The sequence below is a fragment of the Streptomyces sp. NPDC001858 genome (assembly GCF_053594615.1).
Genome location: NZ_JBSFEV010000013.1, coordinates 52,090 through 73,080, shown reverse-complemented (window position 1 = coordinate 73,080; position 20,991 = coordinate 52,090). Strand labels below are relative to the sequence as shown.

16 protein-coding genes and 1 riboswitch are annotated in these 20,991 nt (G+C 72.7%); of the genes, 5 read left to right on the top strand and 11 right to left on the bottom strand.

Annotated elements, in window-relative coordinates; all coding sequences use genetic code 11:
* Positions 1-46: 46 nt before the first annotated feature.
* Positions 47-775, top strand: coding sequence for a ZIP family metal transporter (locus ACWCPF_RS20525; RefSeq protein ID WP_451046472.1), 729 nt, complete (start codon positions 47-49; stop codon positions 773-775).
* Between the two features lie 26 nt (positions 776-801).
* Here ACWCPF_RS20525 and cobI read toward each other — a convergent pair whose 3' ends face one another.
* The 10 genes from cobI to ACWCPF_RS20475 all read right to left on the bottom strand — a co-directional run bounded on the left by cobI (position 802) and on the right by ACWCPF_RS20475 (position 14,526).
* Entirely contained in the window at positions 802-1,542 is a 741-nt protein-coding gene (cobI, locus tag ACWCPF_RS20520) for a precorrin-2 C(20)-methyltransferase (RefSeq protein WP_451046570.1), read from the bottom strand.
* Between the two features lie 5 nt (positions 1,543-1,547).
* Positions 1,548-2,939 carry a cobyrinate a,c-diamide synthase gene (locus ACWCPF_RS20515; protein ID WP_451046471.1) on the bottom strand — a complete coding sequence of 464 codons (1,392 nt, stop codon included), beginning with the start codon at positions 2,937-2,939 and terminating at the stop codon, positions 1,548-1,550.
* 7 nt (positions 2,940-2,946) lie between these two features.
* Entirely contained in the window at positions 2,947-3,546 is a 600-nt protein-coding gene (gene cobO, locus ACWCPF_RS20510; protein ID WP_451046470.1) for a cob(I)yrinic acid a,c-diamide adenosyltransferase, read from the bottom strand.
* Positions 3,546-5,549, bottom strand: a complete 2,004-nt coding sequence (locus ACWCPF_RS20505; protein ID WP_451046469.1) for a putative cobaltochelatase — start codon at positions 5,547-5,549, stop codon at positions 3,546-3,548. The genes cobO and ACWCPF_RS20505 overlap by 1 nt, the downstream gene beginning before the upstream one ends.
* Positions 5,546-9,199 (bottom strand): cobaltochelatase subunit CobN, encoded by a 3,654-nt coding sequence (gene cobN / locus ACWCPF_RS20500; protein ID WP_451046468.1) that lies wholly within the window; start codon positions 9,197-9,199, stop codon positions 5,546-5,548. The genes ACWCPF_RS20505 and cobN overlap by 4 nt, the downstream gene beginning before the upstream one ends.
* A complete protein-coding gene (locus ACWCPF_RS20495; RefSeq protein ID WP_451046467.1) occupies positions 9,196-10,707 on the bottom strand; it encodes a cobyric acid synthase in 1,512 nt (503 codons plus the stop codon). The genes cobN and ACWCPF_RS20495 overlap by 4 nt, the downstream gene beginning before the upstream one ends.
* Positions 10,704-11,681 carry a cobalamin biosynthesis protein gene (locus tag ACWCPF_RS20490; RefSeq protein ID WP_451046466.1) on the bottom strand — a complete coding sequence of 326 codons (978 nt, stop codon included), beginning with the start codon at positions 11,679-11,681 and terminating at the stop codon, positions 10,704-10,706. Before ACWCPF_RS20490 ends, ACWCPF_RS20495 begins: the two co-directional genes overlap by 4 nt.
* Positions 11,682-11,782: 101 nt before the next feature.
* A riboswitch (cobalamin riboswitch) is annotated at positions 11,783-11,923 on the bottom strand.
* A 169-nt stretch (positions 11,924-12,092) separates the two neighbouring features.
* On the bottom strand, positions 12,093-12,314 hold the full coding sequence (locus ACWCPF_RS20485) for a hypothetical protein (protein ID WP_451046465.1): 222 nt from the start codon (positions 12,312-12,314) through the stop codon (positions 12,093-12,095).
* 34 nt (positions 12,315-12,348) lie between these two features.
* Positions 12,349-13,572, bottom strand: coding sequence for an anion permease (locus ACWCPF_RS20480; RefSeq protein ID WP_451046464.1), 1,224 nt, complete (start codon positions 13,570-13,572; stop codon positions 12,349-12,351).
* A gap of 153 nt (positions 13,573-13,725) precedes the next feature.
* A complete protein-coding gene (locus ACWCPF_RS20475) occupies positions 13,726-14,526 on the bottom strand; it encodes a lysozyme (protein WP_451046463.1) in 801 nt (266 codons plus the stop codon).
* Between the two features lie 122 nt (positions 14,527-14,648).
* On the opposite strand from ACWCPF_RS20475, the gene ACWCPF_RS20470 reads away from it, so the two are divergent.
* From ACWCPF_RS20470 to ACWCPF_RS20460, 3 genes are all read left to right on the top strand, one after another.
* Positions 14,649-15,320 (top strand): class II aldolase/adducin family protein, encoded by a 672-nt coding sequence (locus ACWCPF_RS20470; protein ID WP_451046462.1) that lies wholly within the window; start codon positions 14,649-14,651, stop codon positions 15,318-15,320.
* Positions 15,321-15,570: 250 nt separating this feature from the next.
* A complete protein-coding gene (locus tag ACWCPF_RS20465) occupies positions 15,571-16,734 on the top strand; it encodes an alpha/beta hydrolase (RefSeq protein ID WP_451046461.1) in 1,164 nt (387 codons plus the stop codon).
* A 192-nt stretch (positions 16,735-16,926) separates the two neighbouring features.
* A complete protein-coding gene (locus tag ACWCPF_RS20460) occupies positions 16,927-18,363 on the top strand; it encodes a hypothetical protein (protein ID WP_451046460.1) in 1,437 nt (478 codons plus the stop codon).
* Between the two features lie 103 nt (positions 18,364-18,466).
* On the opposite strand, the gene ACWCPF_RS20455 is transcribed toward ACWCPF_RS20460, so the two are convergent.
* A complete protein-coding gene (locus ACWCPF_RS20455; RefSeq protein WP_358806651.1) occupies positions 18,467-18,880 on the bottom strand; it encodes a VOC family protein in 414 nt (137 codons plus the stop codon).
* Between the two features lie 257 nt (positions 18,881-19,137).
* Here ACWCPF_RS20455 and ACWCPF_RS20450 point away from each other — a divergent pair, with 257 nt between their 5' ends.
* Positions 19,138-20,736 (top strand): ABC-F family ATP-binding cassette domain-containing protein, encoded by a 1,599-nt coding sequence (locus ACWCPF_RS20450; RefSeq protein WP_451046459.1) that lies wholly within the window; start codon positions 19,138-19,140, stop codon positions 20,734-20,736.
* The last annotated feature ends 255 nt before the right edge of the window (positions 20,737-20,991 follow it).

Below are 20,991 nucleotides of genomic sequence, written 5' to 3'. Positions count from 1 at the left end.
GGGGCCGGATGTGCGCGATCGGGGGTTGATCGGATAGCAAGGGCCTATGGCCGTCTTCGTCGCGCTCGGCGCGTTCCTCATGACGCTCGCCGGCGGCTGGACGGCACAACGCGTGACCGACCGCCGCCACCTGGTGCTGGGCCTGGCCGGCGGCCTGATGCTGGGCGTGGTCGGACTGGACCTGCTGCCGGAGGCACTGGAGGCCGCCGGCACGGAGGTCTTCGGCGTCCCGGCCGCACTGCTGCTCTTCGTGGCCGGCTTCCTGCTGGCCCATCTGGTGGAACGCCTGCTGGCGGTGCGCCAGGCCGCCCACGGCGCCGAGGAATACGACGGCCGGACCCCCGAGGTGGGGCTGACGGCGGCTGCGGCGATGGTCGGCCACAGCGCCATGGACGGCGTCGCGATCGGCGCGGCCTTCCAGGTGGGCGACGGCATGGGCGCCGCCGTCGCGGTCGCGGTCATCGCCCACGACTTCGCCGACGGCTTCAACACCTACACGATCACGAGCCTCTACGGGAACGCCCGCCGCAAGGCCCAGGCCATGCTGGTCGCGGACGCGGCCGCCCCGGTCGTCGGCGCGGCCTCCACGGCCTTCGTCACCATCCCGGAGCAACTGCTCGGCGGCTATCTGGGCTTCTTCGGCGGCGCGCTGCTCTATCTGGCGGCCGCCGAGATCCTCCCCGAGGCCCACCACGAACACCCCGCCCGCTCGACCGTGCTGTGCACGATCGCGGGCGCGGCCTTCATCTGGCTGGTGGTGGGCCTGGCGGCCTGAACCCCGGGCCCTCGCCTTCCCCGCTCTCACAGCTTGCCGCCCCGGCCGCCGCCGCGCCGCGCGGGCGCGATGAGCGTCGAGAGATAGGGCAGTGGCTGCCCGTCCAACTCCTCGGCGGCCCGGATCGACTCGTCCGGCAGCCCGAGCGCCGACCCCCACACGGCGTCCCCGAGCCGCCCGGTCTCCCGCAGCGCCTCGGCGACCTCGGCGGCCTGCCGCCCGAACTTGTACGCGACGACCGTCCCCGGCCCGGCGAGCGCGTCCTTCAGCACCGCCGACCCCGCCGTCACCGGCACCAGCGTCAACGGCTCGGTGCCCTCGGTCAGCACGGCGCCCGACCGCGCCGCGAGATCCTGCATCGCGGTGATGCCCGGGACGGTCTCGATCACGACCTCGGGCACCGCGTCCAGGACGGTCTGCGCGAGATAAGTGAACGTGGAGTACACGTTCGGATCCCCGATGGTCGCGAACGCGACGCTGCCGTGCTGCCGCAGCAACGCGGCGACCCGCTCCCCGGCGGCGTCCCAGGCGGCCTCCCGGCGCGCCCGGTCGGACCGCTCGTTCAACGCGAACACGACCCGAACGACCTTGTCCTCGGGCACGTAGTGCAGAACCGTCGCCTCGGCCCGCCCCCGCTCCCCGCTGTCCATCACAGGCACGACGACGACCTCGGCGGCCCGCAGCGCGTTCACGCCCTTGACGGTCACCAGCTCCGGATCCCCGGGCCCCACCCCGACCCCGACCAGCCTGCTGCTCACGCCGCTCATGCTGCTCATGACGTCCGGCACCTCTCCACGAACCGACGGGCCACACCGGGCTCGGACGCCCAGTGCGTGTGCAGATAACTTGCGTGCACACCTTGTTGTACGAAGCCTTCGACCCGCCGCTCGGGGGCACGCATCCCCCACGCGGGGGCCGCCCCCGCCCCCGGCTCGACGACCGTCCGGTGGAACTCGTGCCCCCGCATCCGCGTCCCGGCCGGCGCCAGCACACTGTCGCTCACGGCGACGGCGTCCCGGTAGCCGAGGGTGAGCCGCTCGGCCATCCGCGCGGTGGCGTCCAGCACCCCGCACATCGGCCGACCGTCCAGCTCACGGCACAGATACAGCAGGCCGGCGCACTCGGCGGCCACGGGAGCGCCGGACTCCGCGAGGGCGGCGACGGACTTGCGCAAAGGCTCGTTGGCGGACAGCTCGGCGGCGTACACCTCGGGGAACCCGCCCCCGAGGACGAGCCCGGCGGTGCCGTCGGGCAGCCGCTCGTCCCGCAGCGGATCGAAGGGGACGACTTCGGCGCCGGCGGCGGTGAGGAGTTCGGTGTGCTCGGCGTAGGAGAACGTGAACGCGGAGCCACCGGCAACGGCAACGAGGGGCCGAGCCCTCTCAGCCAACCGAGACGGGTGGTTGTGGGTGGGCGGGGCGGGGGTCCAGGGGGCGGAGCCCCCTGGGACGGCACCGGCAGCACGGGCAAGGGCTTCCAACGCGGCGAGGTCACACCCGGCGGCGACCTGCGCAGCCATCGCCGCGACGGAGTCCACCGCAGCCCCCCGCCGTTCGGCGACAGGAACCAACCCGAGGTGCCGAGAAGGCGTGGACACCTGCGGCGCACGCCGCAACGCGCCCAGCACCGGCACCCCGGCCGACTCCAACGCCTCCCGCAGCAACTCCTCGTGCCGGTCCGAGGCGACCTTGTTGAGGATCACGCCCCCGACCCGCACCTGCGGATCCCAGGACACGAACCCGTGCACCAGCGCCGCCACCGACCGCGACTGCGACGAGGCGTCCACGACAAGCACCACCGGCGCCCCCAGCAGCTTCGCCACATGAGCCGTGGACGCCAGCTCACCCTGCCCGGCCGCCCCGTCGAACATCCCCATCACCCCCTCGACGACGGCGATGTCACACCCCCGAGCGCCATGCAGGAACAACGGCCCGACCAACTCCGGCCCGCACAGATAGGCGTCGAGGTTCCGCCCCACCCGCCCGGTCGCGAGCGAGTGATACCCGGGGTCGATGTAGTCCGGCCCGACCTTGTGCGGGGACACGGCGAGCCCCCGCGCGGCGAACGCGGCCATCAGCCCCGTGGCAACGGTCGTCTTGCCGCTGCCGGACGACGGCGCGGCAACGACCAACCGAGGGACGGCGGAAGAGGACGAGGACGTCACCACGGAGTCACCACTCGATCCCCCGCTGCCCCTTCTGCCCGGCGTCCATCGGATGCTTGACCTTGGACATGTCGGTGACGAGATCCGCGAACTCGACCAGCTTCTCGGGCGCGTTCCGCCCGGTGATCACGACATGCTGATTCCCGGGCCGCTCCCGCAACACGCCCACGACCTCATCCGTGTCCACCCACCCCCAGTGCATCGGGTAGGCGAACTCGTCGAGCACGTACAGCTTGTACGTCTTGGCGGCGAGATCCCGCTTGACCTGCTCCCAGCCCTCGCGAGCCTTCTCCTCGTTGTCCATCTGGGAGTCCCGCTGCACCCAGGACCACCCCTCGCCCATCTTGTGCCAGTCGACGGACCCGCCCTCACCGCTCGCGCCCAGCACCCGCAGCGCGTTCTCTTCGCCGACCTTCCACTTCGCCGACTTGACGAACTGGAACACCCCGATCGGCCATCCCTGGTTCCAGGCACGCAATGCCAGCCCGAAGGCCGCGGTCGACTTGCCCTTCCCGATCCCGGTGTGCACGACGACCAACGGCCGGTTGCGTCGCTGACGCGTGGTCAGTCCGTCGTCCGGCACCACACTCGGCTGTCCCTGCGGCACTACGCGGCCCTCCTCGAACGACCCTGAACGTCCTTCACCAACCCGGCGATCGAGTCCGCCCGCAACTCGTCCAGCGTCACCGCCGTACCGCCCAGCTCACCCGCGAGCTGCCCCGCGAGCCCCAGCCGCACGGGCCCCGACTCGCAGTCGACGACCACCGAGGCGACCCCCTCGGCCGCGAACAGCCGAGCCGCCCGCCCGGCCAGCGCGACCGGCTCGGGGCCACCGGTGGCCCGGCCGTCCGTCACCACGACCACGAGCGCCCGCCGCGCGGGATCCCGCAGCCGCTCCACCCGCAGCACGTCGTGCGCCTTCAACAACCCGGCCGCGAGCGGCGTACGCCCCCCGGTCGGCAACGACTCCAGCCGGACGGCGGCGGCGTCGACGGACGAGGTCGGCGGCAACGCGACATCGGCCGCCGCCCCCCGGAACGTCACCAGCCCCACCTTGTCCCGCCGCTGATACGCGTCGAGCAGCAGCGACAGCACCGCCCCCTTCACCGCGCTCATCCGCTGCCGGGCCGCCATCGACCCGGACGCGTCCACGACGAACAGCACGAGGTTGCCCTCACGCCCCTCCCGGGTCGCCTGCCGCAGATCGTCCCGCCGGATCACCAGCCCGCGCCCGGACCGGCCCCGCGCCCGCTGATGCGGGGCGGCGGCCTGCACGGTCGCCGCGAGGTGCAGCTTTGTCAGGGCGCCCCGGGGCCGGCGCGCCCCCGTCGTCCGCCCGTGCTCCGTCCGCGCCCGGGACCGCCGCCCGGCGGCCCCCTCGCCGAGGCCGGGCACGCTCAGCACCTTCGTGCGGAACGGCTCGGACGCGCGCGCGGCGGACTGCTCCCCGCCGCCGGCGGAGGTCTGCGGCTCGCCGTCCTCACCGGCCTCGGGCCGCGCACCGGAGTCCCCGCCCTGCGGACCGTCGTCCGGAGCCGGCTGCCCGCCCCCGCCGCCGGGCCCGTCCGGATCGGAGTCGGGATCGGGGTTGGAGTCGTCCTCGCCGGAGAACTCCTCCAGCGTCTCGTCGAGCTTGCTCTCGTCGAGTCCCGGCGCGTCAAAGGGATTCCGCCGCCGACGGTGCGGCAGCGCCAGCAGCGCGGCCTGCCGGACGTCCTCCGCGAGCACCTCGGTCCGCCCCGCCCAGGCGGCCAGCGCGGTGGCCGTGCGCGCCATGACGATGTCGGCCCGCATGCCGTCGACCTCGAACGCCGCGCAGGTCGCCGCGATCTGCCGCAGCGGCCCGTCGCCCAGCCGCACGGACGGCAGCAACGCCCGCGCCGCGACGATCCGGGCGCGGACGGCGTGCTCCTCGTCCGCCCACCGCTCGGCGAACGCGTCGGGATCGTCGTCGTGCGCGAGCCGCCGCCGGACGACCTCCACCCGCTGGTCGGGCTCGCGCGAGGCGGCCACCTCCACCGTGAGCCCGAACCGGTCGAGCAACTGCGGCCGCAGCTCGCCCTCTTCGGGATTCATGGTCCCCACGAGCAGGAACTTCGAGGCGTGCCGCACGGAGACGCCCTCGCGCTCCACGTACGAGGCGCCCATCGCGGCCGCGTCGAGCAGCAGGTCGACCAGATGGTCGTGGAGCAGGTTGACCTCGTCGACGTAGAGGATCCCGCGGTGCGCGTCCGCGAGCAGCCCCGGCTCGAACGCCTTGACGCCCTCGGCGAGCGCCCGCTCGATGTCGAGAGCGCCGACGAGCCGGTCCTCGGAGGCGCCGACGGGCAGTTCGACGAGACGGGCGGGCCGCGTCTCGAACGCGGGCTCGTGCGGCCCGTCCGGGCACCCGGGATCGGGGGAGGCGGGATCGCAGGAGAACCGGCACCCGGCGACGACCTCCAGGTCAGGCAGCAGCACCGAGAGCGCCCGCACGGCCGTGCTCTTGGCCGTGCCCTTCTCGCCGCGCACCAGCACACCGCCCACCGCGGGCGACACCGCGTTCAGCAGCAGCGCGAGCCGCAGATCGTCCTGACCGACAACGGCCGTGAAAGGAAAGGGAGTTGTCACTGGTCGCCCTCCAAGTCGCCTTCCAGCTCCAGGTAGGTCGCCCGCAGCCGCTCGATGGTGTCGGCGTCCGGCTCGGCCCACAGCCCGCGGTCGGCGGCTTCCAGGAGGCGCTCCGTGATCCCGCGCAGCGCCCACGGGTTGGACTTCTTCATGAAGTCCCGGTTCTCCGCGTCGAAGACGTACTCCGCGCTGAGCTTCTCGTACATCCAGTCGTCCACGACCCCCGCCGTGGCGTCGTAGCCGAAGAGGTAGTCGACCGTCGCCGCCATCTCGAAGGCGCCCTTGTAGCCGTGCCTGCGCATGGCCGCCATCCAGCGCGGGTTGACCACCCGGGCGCGGAACACCCGGTGGGTCTCCTCGCCGAGGGTCCGCGTCTTCACCTGGTCCGGTACCGCGGAATCGCCCACGTACGCCTCGGGGCTCGCCCCGGTCAGGTGTCGGACCATGGCCACCATGCCGCCGTGGTACTGGAAGTAGTCGTCGGCGTCGACGAGATCGTGCTCACGCGTGTCAACGTTCTTCGCCGCCACCGCGATCCGCCGGAACGCCGTCTCCATGTCGCCGCGCGCCGCCCGCCCGTCGAGCCCGCGCCCGTAGGCGTAGCCGCCCCAGACCGCGTACACCTCGGCGAGGTCCGCGTCGGAGCGCCAGTTGCGGGCGTCGATCAGCGGCAGCAGCCCCGCCCCGTAGGCCCCCGGCTTCGAGCCGAAGACCCGGGCCGTCGCGCGCCGCCGGTCACCGTGCTCGGCGGTGTCCTCGTCCACGTGCGCGCGCACGAAGTTGGACTCGGCGGGCTCGGCCAACTCCGCCACCGCCCGCACCGCGTCGTCGATCAGAGCGACCACGTGCGGGAACGCGTCCCGGAAGAAGCCGGAGATCCGCACGGTCACGTCGATGCGCGGCCGGCCCAGCTCGTCCAGGGGCACGATCTCGAAGCCCGTCACCCGGCGCGAGGCGTCGTCCCACACCGGACGGCAGCCCAGCAGCGCCAGGATCTCGGCGATGTCGTCGCCCTGGGTGCGCATCGCGGACGTGCCCCACACCGTCAGGCCGACGGACTTCGGATAGTCGCCCGTGTCCTGCAGATACCGCTGCACGAGCGAGTCCGCGAGCGCCTGCCCGACCTCCCAACTCAGCCTGGACGGGATGGCCTTGGGGTCGACGGAGTAGAAGTTGCGCCCGGTCGGCAGGACGTTGACCAGCCCGCGCGTCGGGGAGCCCGACGGACCGGCGGGAACGTACCCGCCGTCGAGGGCCTTCAGGATGTGCCCGATCTCGTCGGTCGTCTTCTCCAGCCGCGGCACGACCTCGGTGCAGGCGAACTCCAACACCGCGACGGCGTCGGTGAGTTCGAAGCCCAGCGCCTCCCGCACCAGGCCACGGCTCTCGGCGACCGCCCAGCCCCGCTCCTCCATGCCCTCGGCGACCCGCCGGCACAGCTGCTCCAGCAGGTCGATCGCATCGGCGGCCGACCGCGCCGGCCCCTCGACGAGCTCCGACAGCTCGACCGGCACCTTCACCGGCGCGCCCGGCTCGGCGAGCAACTCCTTCTCGCTGAGCCCGAAATGGGCCGCGAAGGACGCCCTGAGCCCCGGCAGCGCGTTCGCCTGCCCGCCCCACACCTGCGAGGCGCGCAGCACGGCGAGCACCAGGTTCACCCGGGCCTCGCCGACCGGACCGCCGCCGAGGATGTGCAGACCGTCGCGGATCTGCACGTCCTTGATCTCGCACAGATAGCCGTCGATGTGCATGACGAACTCGTCGAAGGCGTCGTCGTCCGGCTGGTCGTCCACATGCAGGTCGTGGTGCAGCTCCGCCGCCTTGACCAGCGTCCAGATCTGCGCGCGCACGGCCGGCGCCTTCGTCGGGTCCAGATCGGACACGAGCGCGTACTCGTCGAGGAGCTGCTCCAGCTTGGCCAGGTCGCCGTAGGTGTCGGCCCGCGCCATCGGCGGGACGAGATGGTCGACCACGGTGGCGTGCCCGCGCCGCTTGGCCTGGGTGCCCTCACCGGGGTCGTTGACGATGAACGGGTACACGAGCGGCAGCTCCCCGAGCACGGCGTCCGGCCCGCAGCCCCTGGACAGCCCCAGCCCCTTGCCCGGCAGCCACTCCATCGTGCCGTGCTTGCCCATGTGCACGATGGCGTCGGCGCCGAAGGAGTGGTCCAGCCAGCGGTAGGCCGCCATGTAGTGGTGCGACGGCGGCATGTCCGGGTCGTGGTAGATCGCGATCGGGTTCTCGCCGAAGCCGCGCGGCGGCTGGATCATCACCACGACGTTCCCGAACTGCAGGGAGGCCAGCACGATGTCGTCCCCGTCGACGTACAGGCTGCCCGGCGGCTCGCCCCACGCGTCGAGCATGCCCTGGCGCAACTCGGGGTCCAGTTTGTCGAACCACGCCTGGTAGTCGGCGAGCGGCACGCGCGCGGGAGCGGCCGCCAACTGCTCCTCGGTGAGCCATTCGACGTCATGGCCACCGGCGTTGATGAGCCGGTGGATCAACTCGTCCCCGTTGTCCGGGTATTCGGTGAGCGAGTAACCGGCCGCCTTGAGCGCGTCCAGCACCCGGACCGCCGACGCGGGCGTGTCGAGACCGACCGCGTTGCCGACCCGCGAGTGCTTGGTCGGATAGGCCGTGAAGACGAGCGCGAGCTTCTTGTCGCCGTTCGCCTTGTGCCTCAACTGCGCGTGCCGTACGGCGATCCCGGCGACGCGTCCGGCCCGCTCGGGGTCGGCGACGTACACCGGGACGTCGTCCGGGCCCTGCTCCTTGAAGGAGAAGGGGACCGTGATCAGCCGTCCGTCGAACTCGGGGATCGCCACCTGCATCGCCGCGTCCATGGGGGACAGGGCCGCGTCGGACTCCTCCCAGGCGGCGTGCGAGGAGGTCAGGCAAAGTCCTTGCAGTACCGGCACGTTCAGGTCGGCGAGCGCCCCGATGTCCCAGGCCTCCTCGTCCCCGCCCGCCGAGGCCTGCGAGGCGTGCGTGCCGCCGGCGGCGAGGACGGTGGCCACGAGCGCGTCGGCCCGGCCGAGCAGCTCGTACAGTCCGGCGTCCGCACCGCGCAGCGAACCGCAGTACACGGCCAGCGCGTTGGCCCCCCGCGCCTCGATGGCGTCGCACAGCGTGTCCACGAAGGCGGTGTTGCCGCTCAGGTGGTGGGCCCGGTAGAAGAGGACGCCGACGGTCGGCCGGCCCTCGATGAACTCCCGCTCCCCGTGCATCCCGAACTCGGGCATCTTCTGCGGCTCGACGAACCCCTCGCCGGTCAGCAGCACGGTGTCGGAGAGGAACCGGGCCAGCTCGGTCAGGTTGGCCGGCCCGCCCTCGACGAGATACCGCAGCGCCTCCGCCACCACCCCGGCCGGCGCCGAGGACTCGGCCATCAGCTCGGCGTCCGGCACGGCCTCGCCGCCCAGCAGCACGGTCGGGATGCCGGACGCCTTCAGCGCGGCGAGCCCGTCCTCCCAGGCCCGCTTCCCGCCGAGCAGCCGTACGACGGCGAGGTCGGCGCCGTCCAGGAGGGCGGGCAGCTCCTCGGCGACGTCGACGCGGGTCGGGTTGCCGATCCGGTAGTCGGCGCCGGCAGCGGCCCGGGCCGCCAACAGATCGGTGTCGGCGGTGGACAACAACAACACTGTGCTCATGCGGGCGCTCCCGGTGGAATGAAAGGCAGTCCTTGCGGCGCGCCCGACTCGATGAGCCGCCAGAGCGCGTCGGTGTCCGCGTGCTGTTCGATCAGATCGCCGAGCCGGTCGAGCTGCTCCTCGCGCAGCCCGGCGAAAGAGGTGTCGGGGGCGGGCGTGAACCGGCGGCCCGCGGCGGCCGCGACCTCGCGCAGGAACGCCCGCCGGAATCCGTCCGACTCCAGCGAGCCGTGCCAGTGCGTGCCCCAGGTCTGCCCGACCCGGCAGCCGTCCAGGAAGGGGGTTCCGCCCAGGATCTCGGCGACCCCGTGGTGGATCTCGTAGCCCTCGACGGTCTCGCCGAGGGCTTCGCCCACCGGCCTGGTGAGGGTCTTCTCCCGGGCGAACCGCACCCGGACGGGCAGCAGTCCGAGTCCGTCGACCCGGCCCCGGCGGCTCTCGACCTCGTCCTCGATGCGCTCGCCGAGGAGCTGGAAGCCGCCGCAGATCCCGAGGATCGGCCGGCCCTCCGCCGCCCGGCGCAGCAGGGCCTCGGCCAGGCCGCGCTCGTGCAGCCACTCCAGGGCCCGGACCGTGCCTCGGGTGCCGGGCACGACGACGAGATCGGCGTCGGCCAGCTCCTCCGGCCGGTCCACGAACCGCACGACGACACCGGGCTCGGCGGCGAGCGCGTCCACGTCGGTGAAGTTGGACATGAGCGGCACGGCGCACACGGCGATCCGCAGCACGTCGTCCCCCACCGGCGGGGCGGTGTTCGACTCGCGCACGGTGCCGCGCAGCGAGACCCGGAGCCCGTCCTCCTCGTCGATCCCGAGCCCGTGCCGGAACGGCAGCACCCCGTAGGTGCGCCGTCCGGTGAGCCCGAGCAGCATGTCGAGCCCCGGCTCCAGCAGGGAGACGTCGCCGCGGAACTTGTTGACGAGGAACCCGGCGACGAGTGCCTGGTCCTCGGGGGACAGGAGCGCGACCGTCCCGAAGAAGGACGCGAAGACCCCGCCGCGATCGATGTCACCGACGACGAGCACGGGAAGCCCGGCGTTCCGGGCGATCCCCATGTTCACGATGTCGGTCCGCCGAAGATTGATCTCGGCGGGAGAACCGGCCCCCTCACAGATCACCGCGTCATACGTGCCCCGCAACTCGGCGAGACAGTCGAGAACGGTTCCCAGGAGTTTCTGCTGCCGGCCCCCGTGATACCCACGGGCGCTCAGCTCCCCGACGGGCTTGCCGAGCAGCACGACCTGGCTGCTCTGCTCGCCGCCCGGCTTCAGCAGCACGGGATTCATGAGCGCGGTCGGCTCGACCCGGCAGGCCTGGGCCTGCATGGCCTGAGCCCGGCCGATCTCGGCGCCTTCCTTCGTCACGAACGAATTCAGGGACATGTTCTGCGCTTTGAAGGGCGCGACCTTGACGCCCTGTCGCACCAGCCATCGGCAGATCCCGGCCGTCACGACACTCTTGCCGGCATCGGAGGTCGTGCCCGCGACCAGAAGACCGCCGCCGGTCATGAGGCACGCCCCTTCGCCTTGGCTTTCGCTTGCGCGTTCACGGTCGTGGCGAGGGCGCGCGCGGCGACGGTCACGCCGAGCGCGAGCAGACCGACCCGGCGCGAGAGCCGCGCGGCACGTTCGATGTCCTCGGCGACGACGGGCCGCCCGGCCGCCGCGTTGAGCACGGGCCGGTGCTCGACCCGGCCGCCGTACGACAGGGTCCCGCCCAGCCGCACCCCGAGCGCCCCGGCGAACGACGCCTCGACGGGCCCCGCGTTGGGGCTGGGATGCCGGCCCGCGTCCGCCCGCCAGGCCCGGACGGCCCCGCGCGGATCGTCCCCGGCCACGGCGGCGAGGACGGCGGTCAGCCGGGCCCCCGGCCATCCGGCGAGGTCGTCGAGCCGAGCGGAGGCCCACCCGAAGCGCAGGTATCTCGGCGAGCGGTGCCCGACCATGGCGTCGAGCGTGTTGACGGCGCGGAACCCGAGCAGCCCCGGCACCCCGCCGACGGCCCCCCACACCAGCGCCCCCACGACGGCGTCGGAGGTGTTCTCGGCGACGGACTCCACGACGGCCCGGGCGATCCCGTCCGCGTCCAGCGCCTGCGGATCGCGCCCGCACAGATGCGGCAGCCGCTCCCGCGCGGCATCGACGTCCCCCGCTTCGAGGGCCCGTCCGATGCCCCGCGCCTCGCGGACGAGAGAGGAGCCCCCGACGACGGCCCAGGTGGCGGCGGAGGTGAGGACGACGGAGACGGCGGCGGACGACCGTCCGCGGCGCGCGGCGGCAGCCCCCAGCGCTACGGCGCTCCCGGCGCACACGAGGGTGTGCAGGGCGCCCCATCCTCGGTGATCCCGCCACAGCACCCGCTCCACGTCACCCGCGGCCCGCCCGAACGCGGCGACCGGATGCCCACGGCGGGGATCGCCGAGCAGCAGATCGCCGAGGAGGCCGGCGGCGGCGCCGTACGCGAAGACGCGATCGGCACGCACGGGCTCAGCCGGCCGTGGGGTCGGGCAGCGAACCGGTGCGGTACCTCAACGGCCGAGCGAGCATGGCGATATGTCCTCACTCAGGGTGTCCGCGCCCTGGTTCGACTAGACCGGCGGTGAGAGTTCCTGGCTCCCGGGGGCTTACTACCCCGGTGACAGTGGCGGGACCGCGCCGGATTCGCACCGGCTTCCTCTCCTACCGCCGTTGATGGCTCCGGCAGTCCACCACGGGCCCGGAACGGCCGTCAACTTGCCGTTGACCTGCACAGGGAGAGTGTGCAGAACCCCACACCGCCACCACGACGGAGGTCACTCGCGCCCGGCTCGCAGCCGGCTCGCGGGGAGAAAACGGACCGCCCCGCGCGGCTCGTCGAAGAGCCGCACAGGGCGGTGAGTGCCGTCGGCCGGGCGTCAGACCACGATCAACGAGATCCCGTAGGCCACCGCGGCCGCGCAGGCGACGAAGCACGCGTACGCGCCCGTCACCGCGAGGGTGTCCGAGCCGCCCTCCGCCGCCGCGCGCTCCTGCCGCGACAGGCCCATGATGCCGAGGGTGAACAGGGCCACCAGGGCCACGGTGACCACGAGGCTGACGCCGAAGACGGAGCCCAGCGCCGCCCAGTCGATCTTCATGCTGCTTCTCTTCCTTCGTACCGGGTGCGCGGGCTCAGACGGCCGGGGCGGTGGGCTCGGTGGCGGCTGCTGCGGCGGCGGTCGCGGCGGTCGCGGCGGGGGACGGGATGGTGGCCGTCAGGCTGTCGGCGACCGGGGCCGGGATCGCCGTCGGCTCGTCCGTCCCGTTGACGTTCGACGCGTCGATGACCTCGCGCCGCGAGATCTTCCAGATCCACGCGCTGGAAGCCACCAGGAAGATCGCGACCAGCGCCGTGCCCCAGTCGCCCAGGTCGGTCACGGACTCCGCCAGCGCGCCCACCAGGGCCGCCGCCGGCAGCGTCAGACCCCAGGCGACGAACATCCGCGTCGCCGTCGACCAGCGGACCACTCCGCCCTTGCGGCCGAGGCCCGCGCCCATCACTGCGCCGGAGACCGAGTGCGTGGTGGAGAGGGAGAAGCCGAGGTGGGAGGAGGCCAGGATGACCGTGGCCGCGCTGGTCTGGGCGGCGAAGCCCTGCTGCGGCTGGAGGTCGGTCAGGCCCTTGCCCATCGTGCGGATGATGCGCCAGCCGCCGAGGTAGGTGCCGAGCGCGATGGCGAGGCCCGCGGAGAGGATGACCCAGGTGGGCGGGTCCGAGTCGGGGGCCACGGCGCCGCCGGCCACGAGCGCGAGGGTGATGATGCCCATCGTCTTCTGCGCGTCGTTCGTGCCGTGGGCGAGCGAGACCAGGCCGGCCGAGGCGATCTGGCCGGCGCGGTAGCCCTTCGCCGCGGCCTTGCCGTCGGCCTTCTTGCCGAGGGTGTAGGAGAGGCGGGTCGCCAGCAGCGCCGCGATGCCCGCCACGATCGGGGCCGCGATGGCCGGGATCAGGACCTTGGTGACCAGGGCGTCGCCGTGCACCGCGCCCATGCCGGCCGAGGCGATGGTGGCGCCGATCAGACCGCCCATGAGGGCGTGCGAGGAACTGGAGGGCAGGCCCACCAGCCAGGTCACGAGGTTCCAGAGGATGGCGCCGACCAGTGCGGCGAAGATGACCTCGGGCCGGATGCCGGTCTCGTCGACGAGCCCCTTGGAGATCGTGTTGGCGACCTCCACGGAGAGGAACGCGCCGACGAGGTTCAGCACGGCGGACATGGCCACCGCGACCTTCGGTCTGAGGGCGCCGGTCGAGATGGTCGTCGCCATCGCGTTGGCGGTGTCGTGGAAACCGTTCGTGAAATCGAACGCGAGTGCGGTTACCACCACAATCGCGAGGATCAGCGAGAAGCTTTCCATTTACCCAGGCAATCGTTCGAAGTGATCGGCCGGTTGAACGTAAGTAACCTAGGTGAACGGATGGTGAACTGAGGGGGGCTGCACGGTGTCCAATGGGGCGGGAGTGGGTCTGTGTTTCTTCGCTGTGCCGCCGACGGTTCAGGCGCCGCACGGCTAGTCCCCTTTTGCGAACCTCCGCAGCCGGTCGACGGAGCCGTTGAAGAGATTCTGGTCACCCGGCAGGCTGCCGCTGTCGGCGTACTGCCAGAAGGTCCACGCCGACCAGCCGCCCGGCAGGGCGCCCGCGTCGGCGGACCGGTAACGGGCGATCCACAGGGCGTGATCCGCGGCGAAGGCGCCGCTGCCGCCCGTGCAGAGGTTCCACCAGTGGGTCGTCGTGTAGATCACCGGGCGACGGCCGGTGAGCCGGTGCACCTCGTCGCTGAAGGCCCTGATCCAGGCGACCGTCTTCGCCTTCGTCAGGCCGTAGCAGGTGTTCGAGCCGCCGTAGGGGTTGTACTCCATGTCGAGGGCGGGCGGCAGGGTCCGGCCGTCCGCACTCCAGTCGCCGCCGTTGCCGACGAAGTGCGCCGCCTGCGCCTTGCCCGAGCCCTTGTCCGGCAACGCGAAGTGGTACGCGCCGCGCAGCAGCCCGACCGCGCCGGCGCCCGCGTACTGCGCGTCGAAGTACGGGTTGCGATAGGAGGTCGACTCGGTCGCCTTGACGTAGACGAACCCCGCCCCCGCGGCCTTCGCCCTCGGCCAGTCGACGGTCTTCTGGTGGGACGAGACGTCATGTCCCCTCGGCTGCTCCGCCGCGCGGGCGGGCGCCTGGGCGAGGCCGGTCCCCGCGGCGGCCAGCGCCACGGCCCAGGCCGCCCGGGCGAGACCGCCCCTGCGTCGGGACGCCGTGGACGCCGTGGACGGCCTGGATGGCCTGAATGGCCTGGACGACGGTGTGTGGGCGCGAGCCATGATTCCCCCGGAACGGCGGCGTGCACGAAACGAAAACGAACCAGAGGCTAGGGGAAGATCCACCGATATCGGCGGGTGTTCGTCGATCTCCGGCCACATCACGACAAGGGGAGGATCGCGGCATGGCTGAGCAGCGAGGGAGACGTGCGGTTCCCGAGGAGGCCCGCGCCTGGGAGGCGCTCGTGACGACGGCCCGCCGCACCGTGACCGACGGACTGGTCGTCGGCACCTCCGGCAACGTCTCCGTGCGCGTCGGCGACACCGTGCTGGTCACCCCGTCGGGCGTGCCCTACGACCGGCTCGCCCCCGGCGACGTCACCGGCGTCGACCTCACCGGCCGGCAGGTGCTCGGCGGCCTGATTCCGACCAGCGAACTGCCCATGCACCTCGCCGTCTACCGCGGCACCGACGCCGGGGCGGTCGTCCACACCCACGCCGTGCACGCCACGGCCGTCTCGACCCTCGTCGCCGAGCTTCCCCGCGTCCACTACATGGCGGCCGCGCTCGGCGGACCCGTCCGGGTCGCCCCCTACGCCACGTACGGCACCGAGGAGTTGGCCGAGAACATGCTCCAGGCCCTTGCGGACCGCACCGGCTGTCTGCTGCAGAACCACGGCACCCTCACCTACGGCGCCACCCTCGACCAGGCCTACGACCGCACGGCCCAACTGGAGTGGATGTGCCGCCTGTGGCTGACAGCCTCGTCCCTCCCCGACCACACCCCCACCCTCCTGACACCCGAACAACTGACCCAGGCAGCAGCCCGCCTACGCACCTACGGACAACGCCCCTGACCCGGCCCCCCACCAGGCCCGCGTCACTCCCACCACCGTGCCTACGCCCCACTCCCCACCCGGCCCCCAACACGCCGCCCACTGGCCCCGCCGCGCCCCTCCACCGGCCCGCGCCGCTCTCCCCAGCGGCCCCCGCCACGCCCCCCGCCACGCCCCCCGCCACGCCCCCCGCCGCGCCACCGCACCGGCCCCGTCACCCTTGTCGACTGCACCGCTGGCCGGTTGTGGGGATGGCCGGGAGACTGGGCGGGTGCGCACTGTCAGAGCGACGGCCGCCGCCGTCACCGCAGCCCTGGCCGCCGGCGCGGCCAGCGTCGCCGTCGGCCGGTTCGCCAGCGACGCCGCGCTGAAGGCGCCGCCCGGCCGGCCCCTGCCCACCGAGCCGCGGCTCACCGTGCACGGCACGGCCGCCGGCCGGATCACCCTCACCCGTGACCTGGCCGCCCTGCGTCCCGGCACCTACGGGCTCTCCGGGAACGGCTCCCACGCGGTCGTCGGCGCCGTGCTGCCCACCGCCCCGCACTCCGCGGACACCGTCGTACGCCGTCTGGAACGCGTCACGCACGGCACCCTGAACCCCGGGGACGCGGTCTGGCTCACCCCGAACCTGCACATCGGCAACCCCGGCACCGCCCTCGGCCTCGACCACGCCGACATCGACATCCCGGGCGAGCTGGGCAACCTGCCCGCCTGGTTCGTCCCCGGCGCCCGGCGCACCTGGGTGATCGCCGTGCACGGCCTGGGCACCACCCGCGAACACGCGCTGAACGTCATGGCCTTTCTGCACCGCCGCCGCTTCCCCGTGCTCGCCCTCGCCTACCGCGGCGACCTCGGGGCGCCCCGGTCCCCGGACGGTCTGAACCACCTCGGCGAGACCGAGTGGCGGGACCTGGACGCGGCGATGCGCTACGCCGTGCGCTACGGCGCCGAACGCGTCGTCCTGCTCGGCTGGTCCACCGGCGCGACCATGGCCCTGCGCGCCGCCGCCGACTCGGGACTGCGCGACCTCGTCACGGGGCTGGTGCTCGACTCCCCGGTCCTCGACTGGCGGGCGACGCTGCGGGCCCTCGCCGCCGCCCGGCACACCCCCGGCGCCCTGCTGCCGCTCGCCGTCCGCGCCGCCGAGGGCCGCACCAGCCTGCGCGGCAGCTACAGCGGCCCCCGCACCTCCGGCGGCTCCGGAGACCTCGGCGACACGGCCGCCGATCCGGCCCGGCTGAGGGTCCCGACGCTGATCCTGCACGGCCCCGACGACACCGTCGCCCCCTGGCGCGTCTCCCGTCGTCTCGCCGACCGCCGGCCCGACCTGGTCGCCCTGCACACCGTCCCGCACGCCCCGCACGGCGCCATGTGGAACGCGGACCCCGAGGCCTACGAGGAGGCCCTGCGCCGCTTCCTGACCCCACTGATGTGACCCCCGCCGGGACCGCTCATGTGAGCCCGCCGTTGACGCACCCGGAGCGGTCCCGGAGGTTCCGTTTAAGGCCGTACCACTGGCCGGAAGACGCCTCTTCAGCCCTCGCGGAACCCCGTGCGTTGGCCAGTCCCGTAGCCCGCCGTGACATTCCGTTTGGGTTTTCGGACCGTCAACCGGAAGACTGCACCCGTGACGTCCCGTATCCCGCGCGACTCCAGGCTTCGACTCGTCCGCCCGCGACCCCTGGCCGCCGCTCCCTCAGCCGTGAACGAGCGGCGCCCGCGCCGCCCCGCACCCCGCCCGCCGGAGGGCACCCCGGCCCCCGCTGAGCTGGCCAGAATGGCGCGCTCCGGACTGGCCGCCGCGGCGCGTGTCGCCCGCTGGGCCGACAACGCCCTCGGCCCCGGCCGAGACGCCGCGACCACCGACGGCAAGGCCACGCTCTCCCACACGACCGCCGAACGGGCCGCCAGTGATCTGGGCCTGACCACGGATCGGATCCGCGCCGACTGGGACACCGCCCGCCTCGCGGGTCTCGTCGAGGTGCACGGCGACAGCGCGCGCCCCGGCTGGCGGCTGCGCGCCTGGGACCGGGACGACAGCGCCGTCCTGCGCGGCTGGGTCGCCCTGTTCGACGCCTGGTCGCTCGCCTCCCCGGAGCCCGGGGACCAGGAGCCCGCCGCGGTCGCCGAGGTCGTCTCGGCCATGCCCCAGGTGCTCTCCTTCCTCCAGCTGTCCGCCGGGCCCGTCCCCGTGGAACAGCTCCTGGACCTGCTGCGCCAGCGCGTCACCGAACTGCGCACCGAGCGCTGCGAGGTCCCCTACGGCGCCGGGTCCGAAGCCGCGACCCCGCTCGCCTCGGTCCCCGTCGCCGAGGCCGACCCCGCGGAGCCCGCGCAGGACGCCGAACTCGCCCCCCTCCTCGACTGGGCGCTGCACGCCCTCGGCTCCGTGGGCGCCCTCACCTACGGCACCGGACACGCCACCCTCACCCCGCTGGGCAGCTGGGCGGTCTGGGTCAAGCTGGAGCAGATCTGCGTCGCCGCGCAGAGCCCCGCCGGCAACATCGAGCAGTCGGCCGAGGGCATGCTCCGCGGCTGCGCCCAGCTCCGCCCGAACGCGGCCCGCGCCGAGTACCGCGCCTGGCTCGCCGCCCGCACCGTCGGCAGCGCCGTCGGCGAGCTGCTGTTCGCGGCCCGCGGTGACGACGCCCTGCTGCGCGGCCTCGCCTTCGAGGCGCTGCGCGTCGTCGGCGCCCCCGCCGAGCCCGACGTCCGCGCGGTCGTCGACGAGCCCGCCCTGCGGCCGTACGCGCTGCTGTGGCTCGCCGAACACGACGGGGTGGACCCGGAGGACGCCCACGAGGTGCTCACCCGGGAGGAGGCCACCTGGCTGTGGGTCGACACCGCCGCGGCCGTCGCCGACCACGGCGAGGCGCCGATGCTCGTACGGCACCTGGAGTCCGCGCTGCAGCCGACCGTGCCCGCCCTGCTGACCGAGGTGCGTGCCGTGGGGCACCCGCGCACGGTGCAGGTGCTGGTGGCGCTGGCCGCCGCGCATCCCGACCCGGCGCTGGCCAAGGCCGTCCGCCGGGCCGCCTTCCAGGTACACACCGGAGGCAGCTGACCGCCGGAGCCGTCACCGGAACCGTCACCGGAGCCGTCACCGGACCCGGAGCAGTAGCAGTAGCCGTGCCGTAAGCCGTGGCCGGAGAGCCCCGACGGGGCTCTCAGCCCTGTATCTCGGGCGCGTACGTGCCGAAGCTCCACAGATTGCCCTCGATGTCCCGGGCCATGTAGTCCCGGGAGCCGTAGTCCTGGTCCGTCGGGGGCATCAGGATCTCCGCGCCGTGCTCCACGGCCCGCCGGTGGTGTGCGTCCACGTCGTCCACCACGACGTACACGCCGGTCGTGCCCGCGTTCTTCATCGCCGTGTCGAAGACGCTGCCGGTGCCCTTCGAGCCCAGCATCACCGCGCCGTTGCCCTGCACCAGCTCGGCGTGCACGACCGAGCCGTCCTCCCCTTCGTAGACGGACAGCTCGGTGAAGCCCAGGGCCTCCGTGAGCTGCCGGATCGCCGCCTTCGCGTCGGCGTACAACACCGTCGGGTAGATGCTCGGACGCCCGCCGTTCGTGCCTGCCATGCCGATCACTCCCTTGTGCCCATGCCGGATCCTGCCGGATCTGTCACTTCGCCCACCTGTCGCCCAGCATGGCACCCGGCACTGACAACGACCCGTGCTCCGGGAACGCCCCCCGATCCGTGATCGAACACCTGAACCGAAAAAAGTCCTTGCATGGTCCCGTTAGACTGGCGTCATGGCCATTCTCCTCGCGCATTAGACGGCGGGAACGTCCTCAGCCGCCCATCCCGCCAACGACCCCGCACTGGAGTCTGTCCGTGATCTCCGCCTCCGGCATCGAGCTGCGCGCCGGTGCCCGCATCCTCATCGAGAACGCCTCCTTCCGAGTGGCCAAGGGCGACCGGATCGGTCTCGTCGGGCGCAACGGCGCCGGCAAGACCACCCTCACCAAGGTCCTGGCCGGCGAGGGCATCCCGGCCGGCGGCCAGGTCACCCGCTCCGGCGAGGTCGGCTACCTCCCCCAGGACCCCCGCACCGGCGATCTCGACACCCTCGCCCGCGACCGCATCCTCTCCGCGCGCGGGCTGGACACCCTGATCCGCAAGATGCGCGAGAACGAACAGCGGATCGCCAACGGCAGCGGCGCCACCCGCGACAAGGCGATGCGCCAGTACGAGCGCCAGGAGACGGAGTTCCTCACCAAGGGCGGCTACGCCGCCGAGGCCGAGGCCGCCACCATCGCCGCCGCGCTCAACCTGCCCGACCGGGTGCTCGGCCAGCCGCTGCACACCCTGTCCGGCGGTCAGCGCCGCCGCGTGGAACTGGCCCGCATCCTGTTCTCCGACGCGGACACGCTCCTCCTCGACGAGCCGACCAACCACCTCGACGCCGACTCGATCGTCTGGCTGCGCGACTACCTCAAGACCTACCGCGGCGGCTTCATCGTGATCTCCCACGACGTCGACCTGGTCGAGACGGTCGTCAACAAGGTGTTCTACCTGGACGCCAACCGCTCCCAGATCGACGTCTACAACATGGGCTGGAGGCTCTACCAGCAGCAGCGCGAGGCCGACGAGAAGCGCCGCAAGCGCGAGCGGCAGAACGCCGAGAAGAAGGCCGCCGCACTGCACTCGCAGGCCGACAAGATGCGCGCCAAGGCCACCAAGACGGTCGCCGCGCAGAACATGGCCCGCCGCGCGGACAAGCTGCTCTCCGGCCTGGAGGCGGTCCGGCAGGCCGACAAGGTCGCCAAGCTCCGCTTCCCCGAGCCCTCGCCCTGCGGCAGGACCCCCCTGATGGCCGAGGGCCTGTCGAAGTCGTACGGCTCCCTGGAGATCTTCACCGACGTCGACCTGGCCATCGACAAGGGCTCCCGGGTCGTCATCCTCGGCCTCAACGGCGCCGGCAAGACGACCCTGCTGCGGCTGCTGGGCGGGGTGGAGACGCCCGACACCGGCGAGGTCGTCCCCGGTCACGGCCTCAAGCTCGGCTACTACGCGCAGGAGCACGAGACGCTCGACCCGGAGCGCACGGTCCTGGAGAACATGCGCTCCGCCGCCCCCGACCTGGACCTGGTCGAGGTCCGCAAGACGCTCGGCTCGTTCCTGTTCTCCGGCGACGACGTCGACAAGCCCGCCGGCGTCCTGTCCGGCGGCGAGAAGACCCGGCTGGCCCTCGCCACCCTCGTGGTCTCCTCGGCCAATGTGCTGCTCCTCGACGAGCCGACCAACAACCTCGACCCGGCCAGCCGTGAGGAGATTCTCGGCGCGCTGCGTACCTACAAGGGCGCGGTCGTCCTCGTCACCCACGACGAGGGCGCGGTGGAGGCGCTGCAGCCCGAGCGGATCATCCTGCTGCCCGACGGGGTCGAGGATCTGTGGGGTTCCGACTACGCGGATCTGGTCGCTCTGGCCTGATCGAATGCGTGATCCACAGCGTTGGATCATTCGTCTGGATCATTCGGCCTACCGGTGATCCATCATCTGTGTGAGATCTCCTCGTATCGAGGTGTGTCGTACATCGATTTCTCGGCCGATCCCTTTGTCGACAAGGGATCGGCCGTTGCGCGTCTCTGACCTGCTACTTCTCGGAACAACCCGTTCGGCCCCACGAACGACACTGGGTGGAATCACAGATTCCATTTGTGGGTGTGCGCTCCTGTCGTCAAAACC

Excerpts from the sequence above, each read along its gene's own strand:
- ACWCPF_RS20525 (WP_451046472.1), top strand. The coding sequence starts at position 47 with ATGGCCGTCTTCGTCGCGCTCGGCGCGTTCCTCATGACGCTCGCCGGC.
- cobI (WP_451046570.1), bottom strand. The coding sequence starts at position 1,542 with ATGAGCGGCGTGAGCAGCAGGCTGGTCGGGGTCGGGGTGGGGCCCGGG.
- cobN (WP_451046468.1), bottom strand. The coding sequence starts at position 9,199 with ATGAGCACAGTGTTGTTGTTGTCCACCGCCGACACCGATCTGTTGGCG.
- ACWCPF_RS20495 (WP_451046467.1), bottom strand. The coding sequence starts at position 10,707 with ATGACCGGCGGCGGTCTTCTGGTCGCGGGCACGACCTCCGATGCCGGC.
- ACWCPF_RS20485 (WP_451046465.1), bottom strand. The coding sequence starts at position 12,314 with ATGAAGATCGACTGGGCGGCGCTGGGCTCCGTCTTCGGCGTCAGCCTC.
- ACWCPF_RS20480 (WP_451046464.1), bottom strand. The coding sequence starts at position 13,572 with ATGGAAAGCTTCTCGCTGATCCTCGCGATTGTGGTGGTAACCGCACTC.
- ACWCPF_RS20475 (WP_451046463.1), bottom strand. The coding sequence starts at position 14,526 with ATGGCTCGCGCCCACACACCGTCGTCCAGGCCATTCAGGCCATCCAGG.
- ACWCPF_RS20470 (WP_451046462.1), top strand. The coding sequence starts at position 14,649 with ATGGCTGAGCAGCGAGGGAGACGTGCGGTTCCCGAGGAGGCCCGCGCC.
- ACWCPF_RS20455 (WP_358806651.1), bottom strand. The coding sequence starts at position 18,880 with ATGGCAGGCACGAACGGCGGGCGTCCGAGCATCTACCCGACGGTGTTG.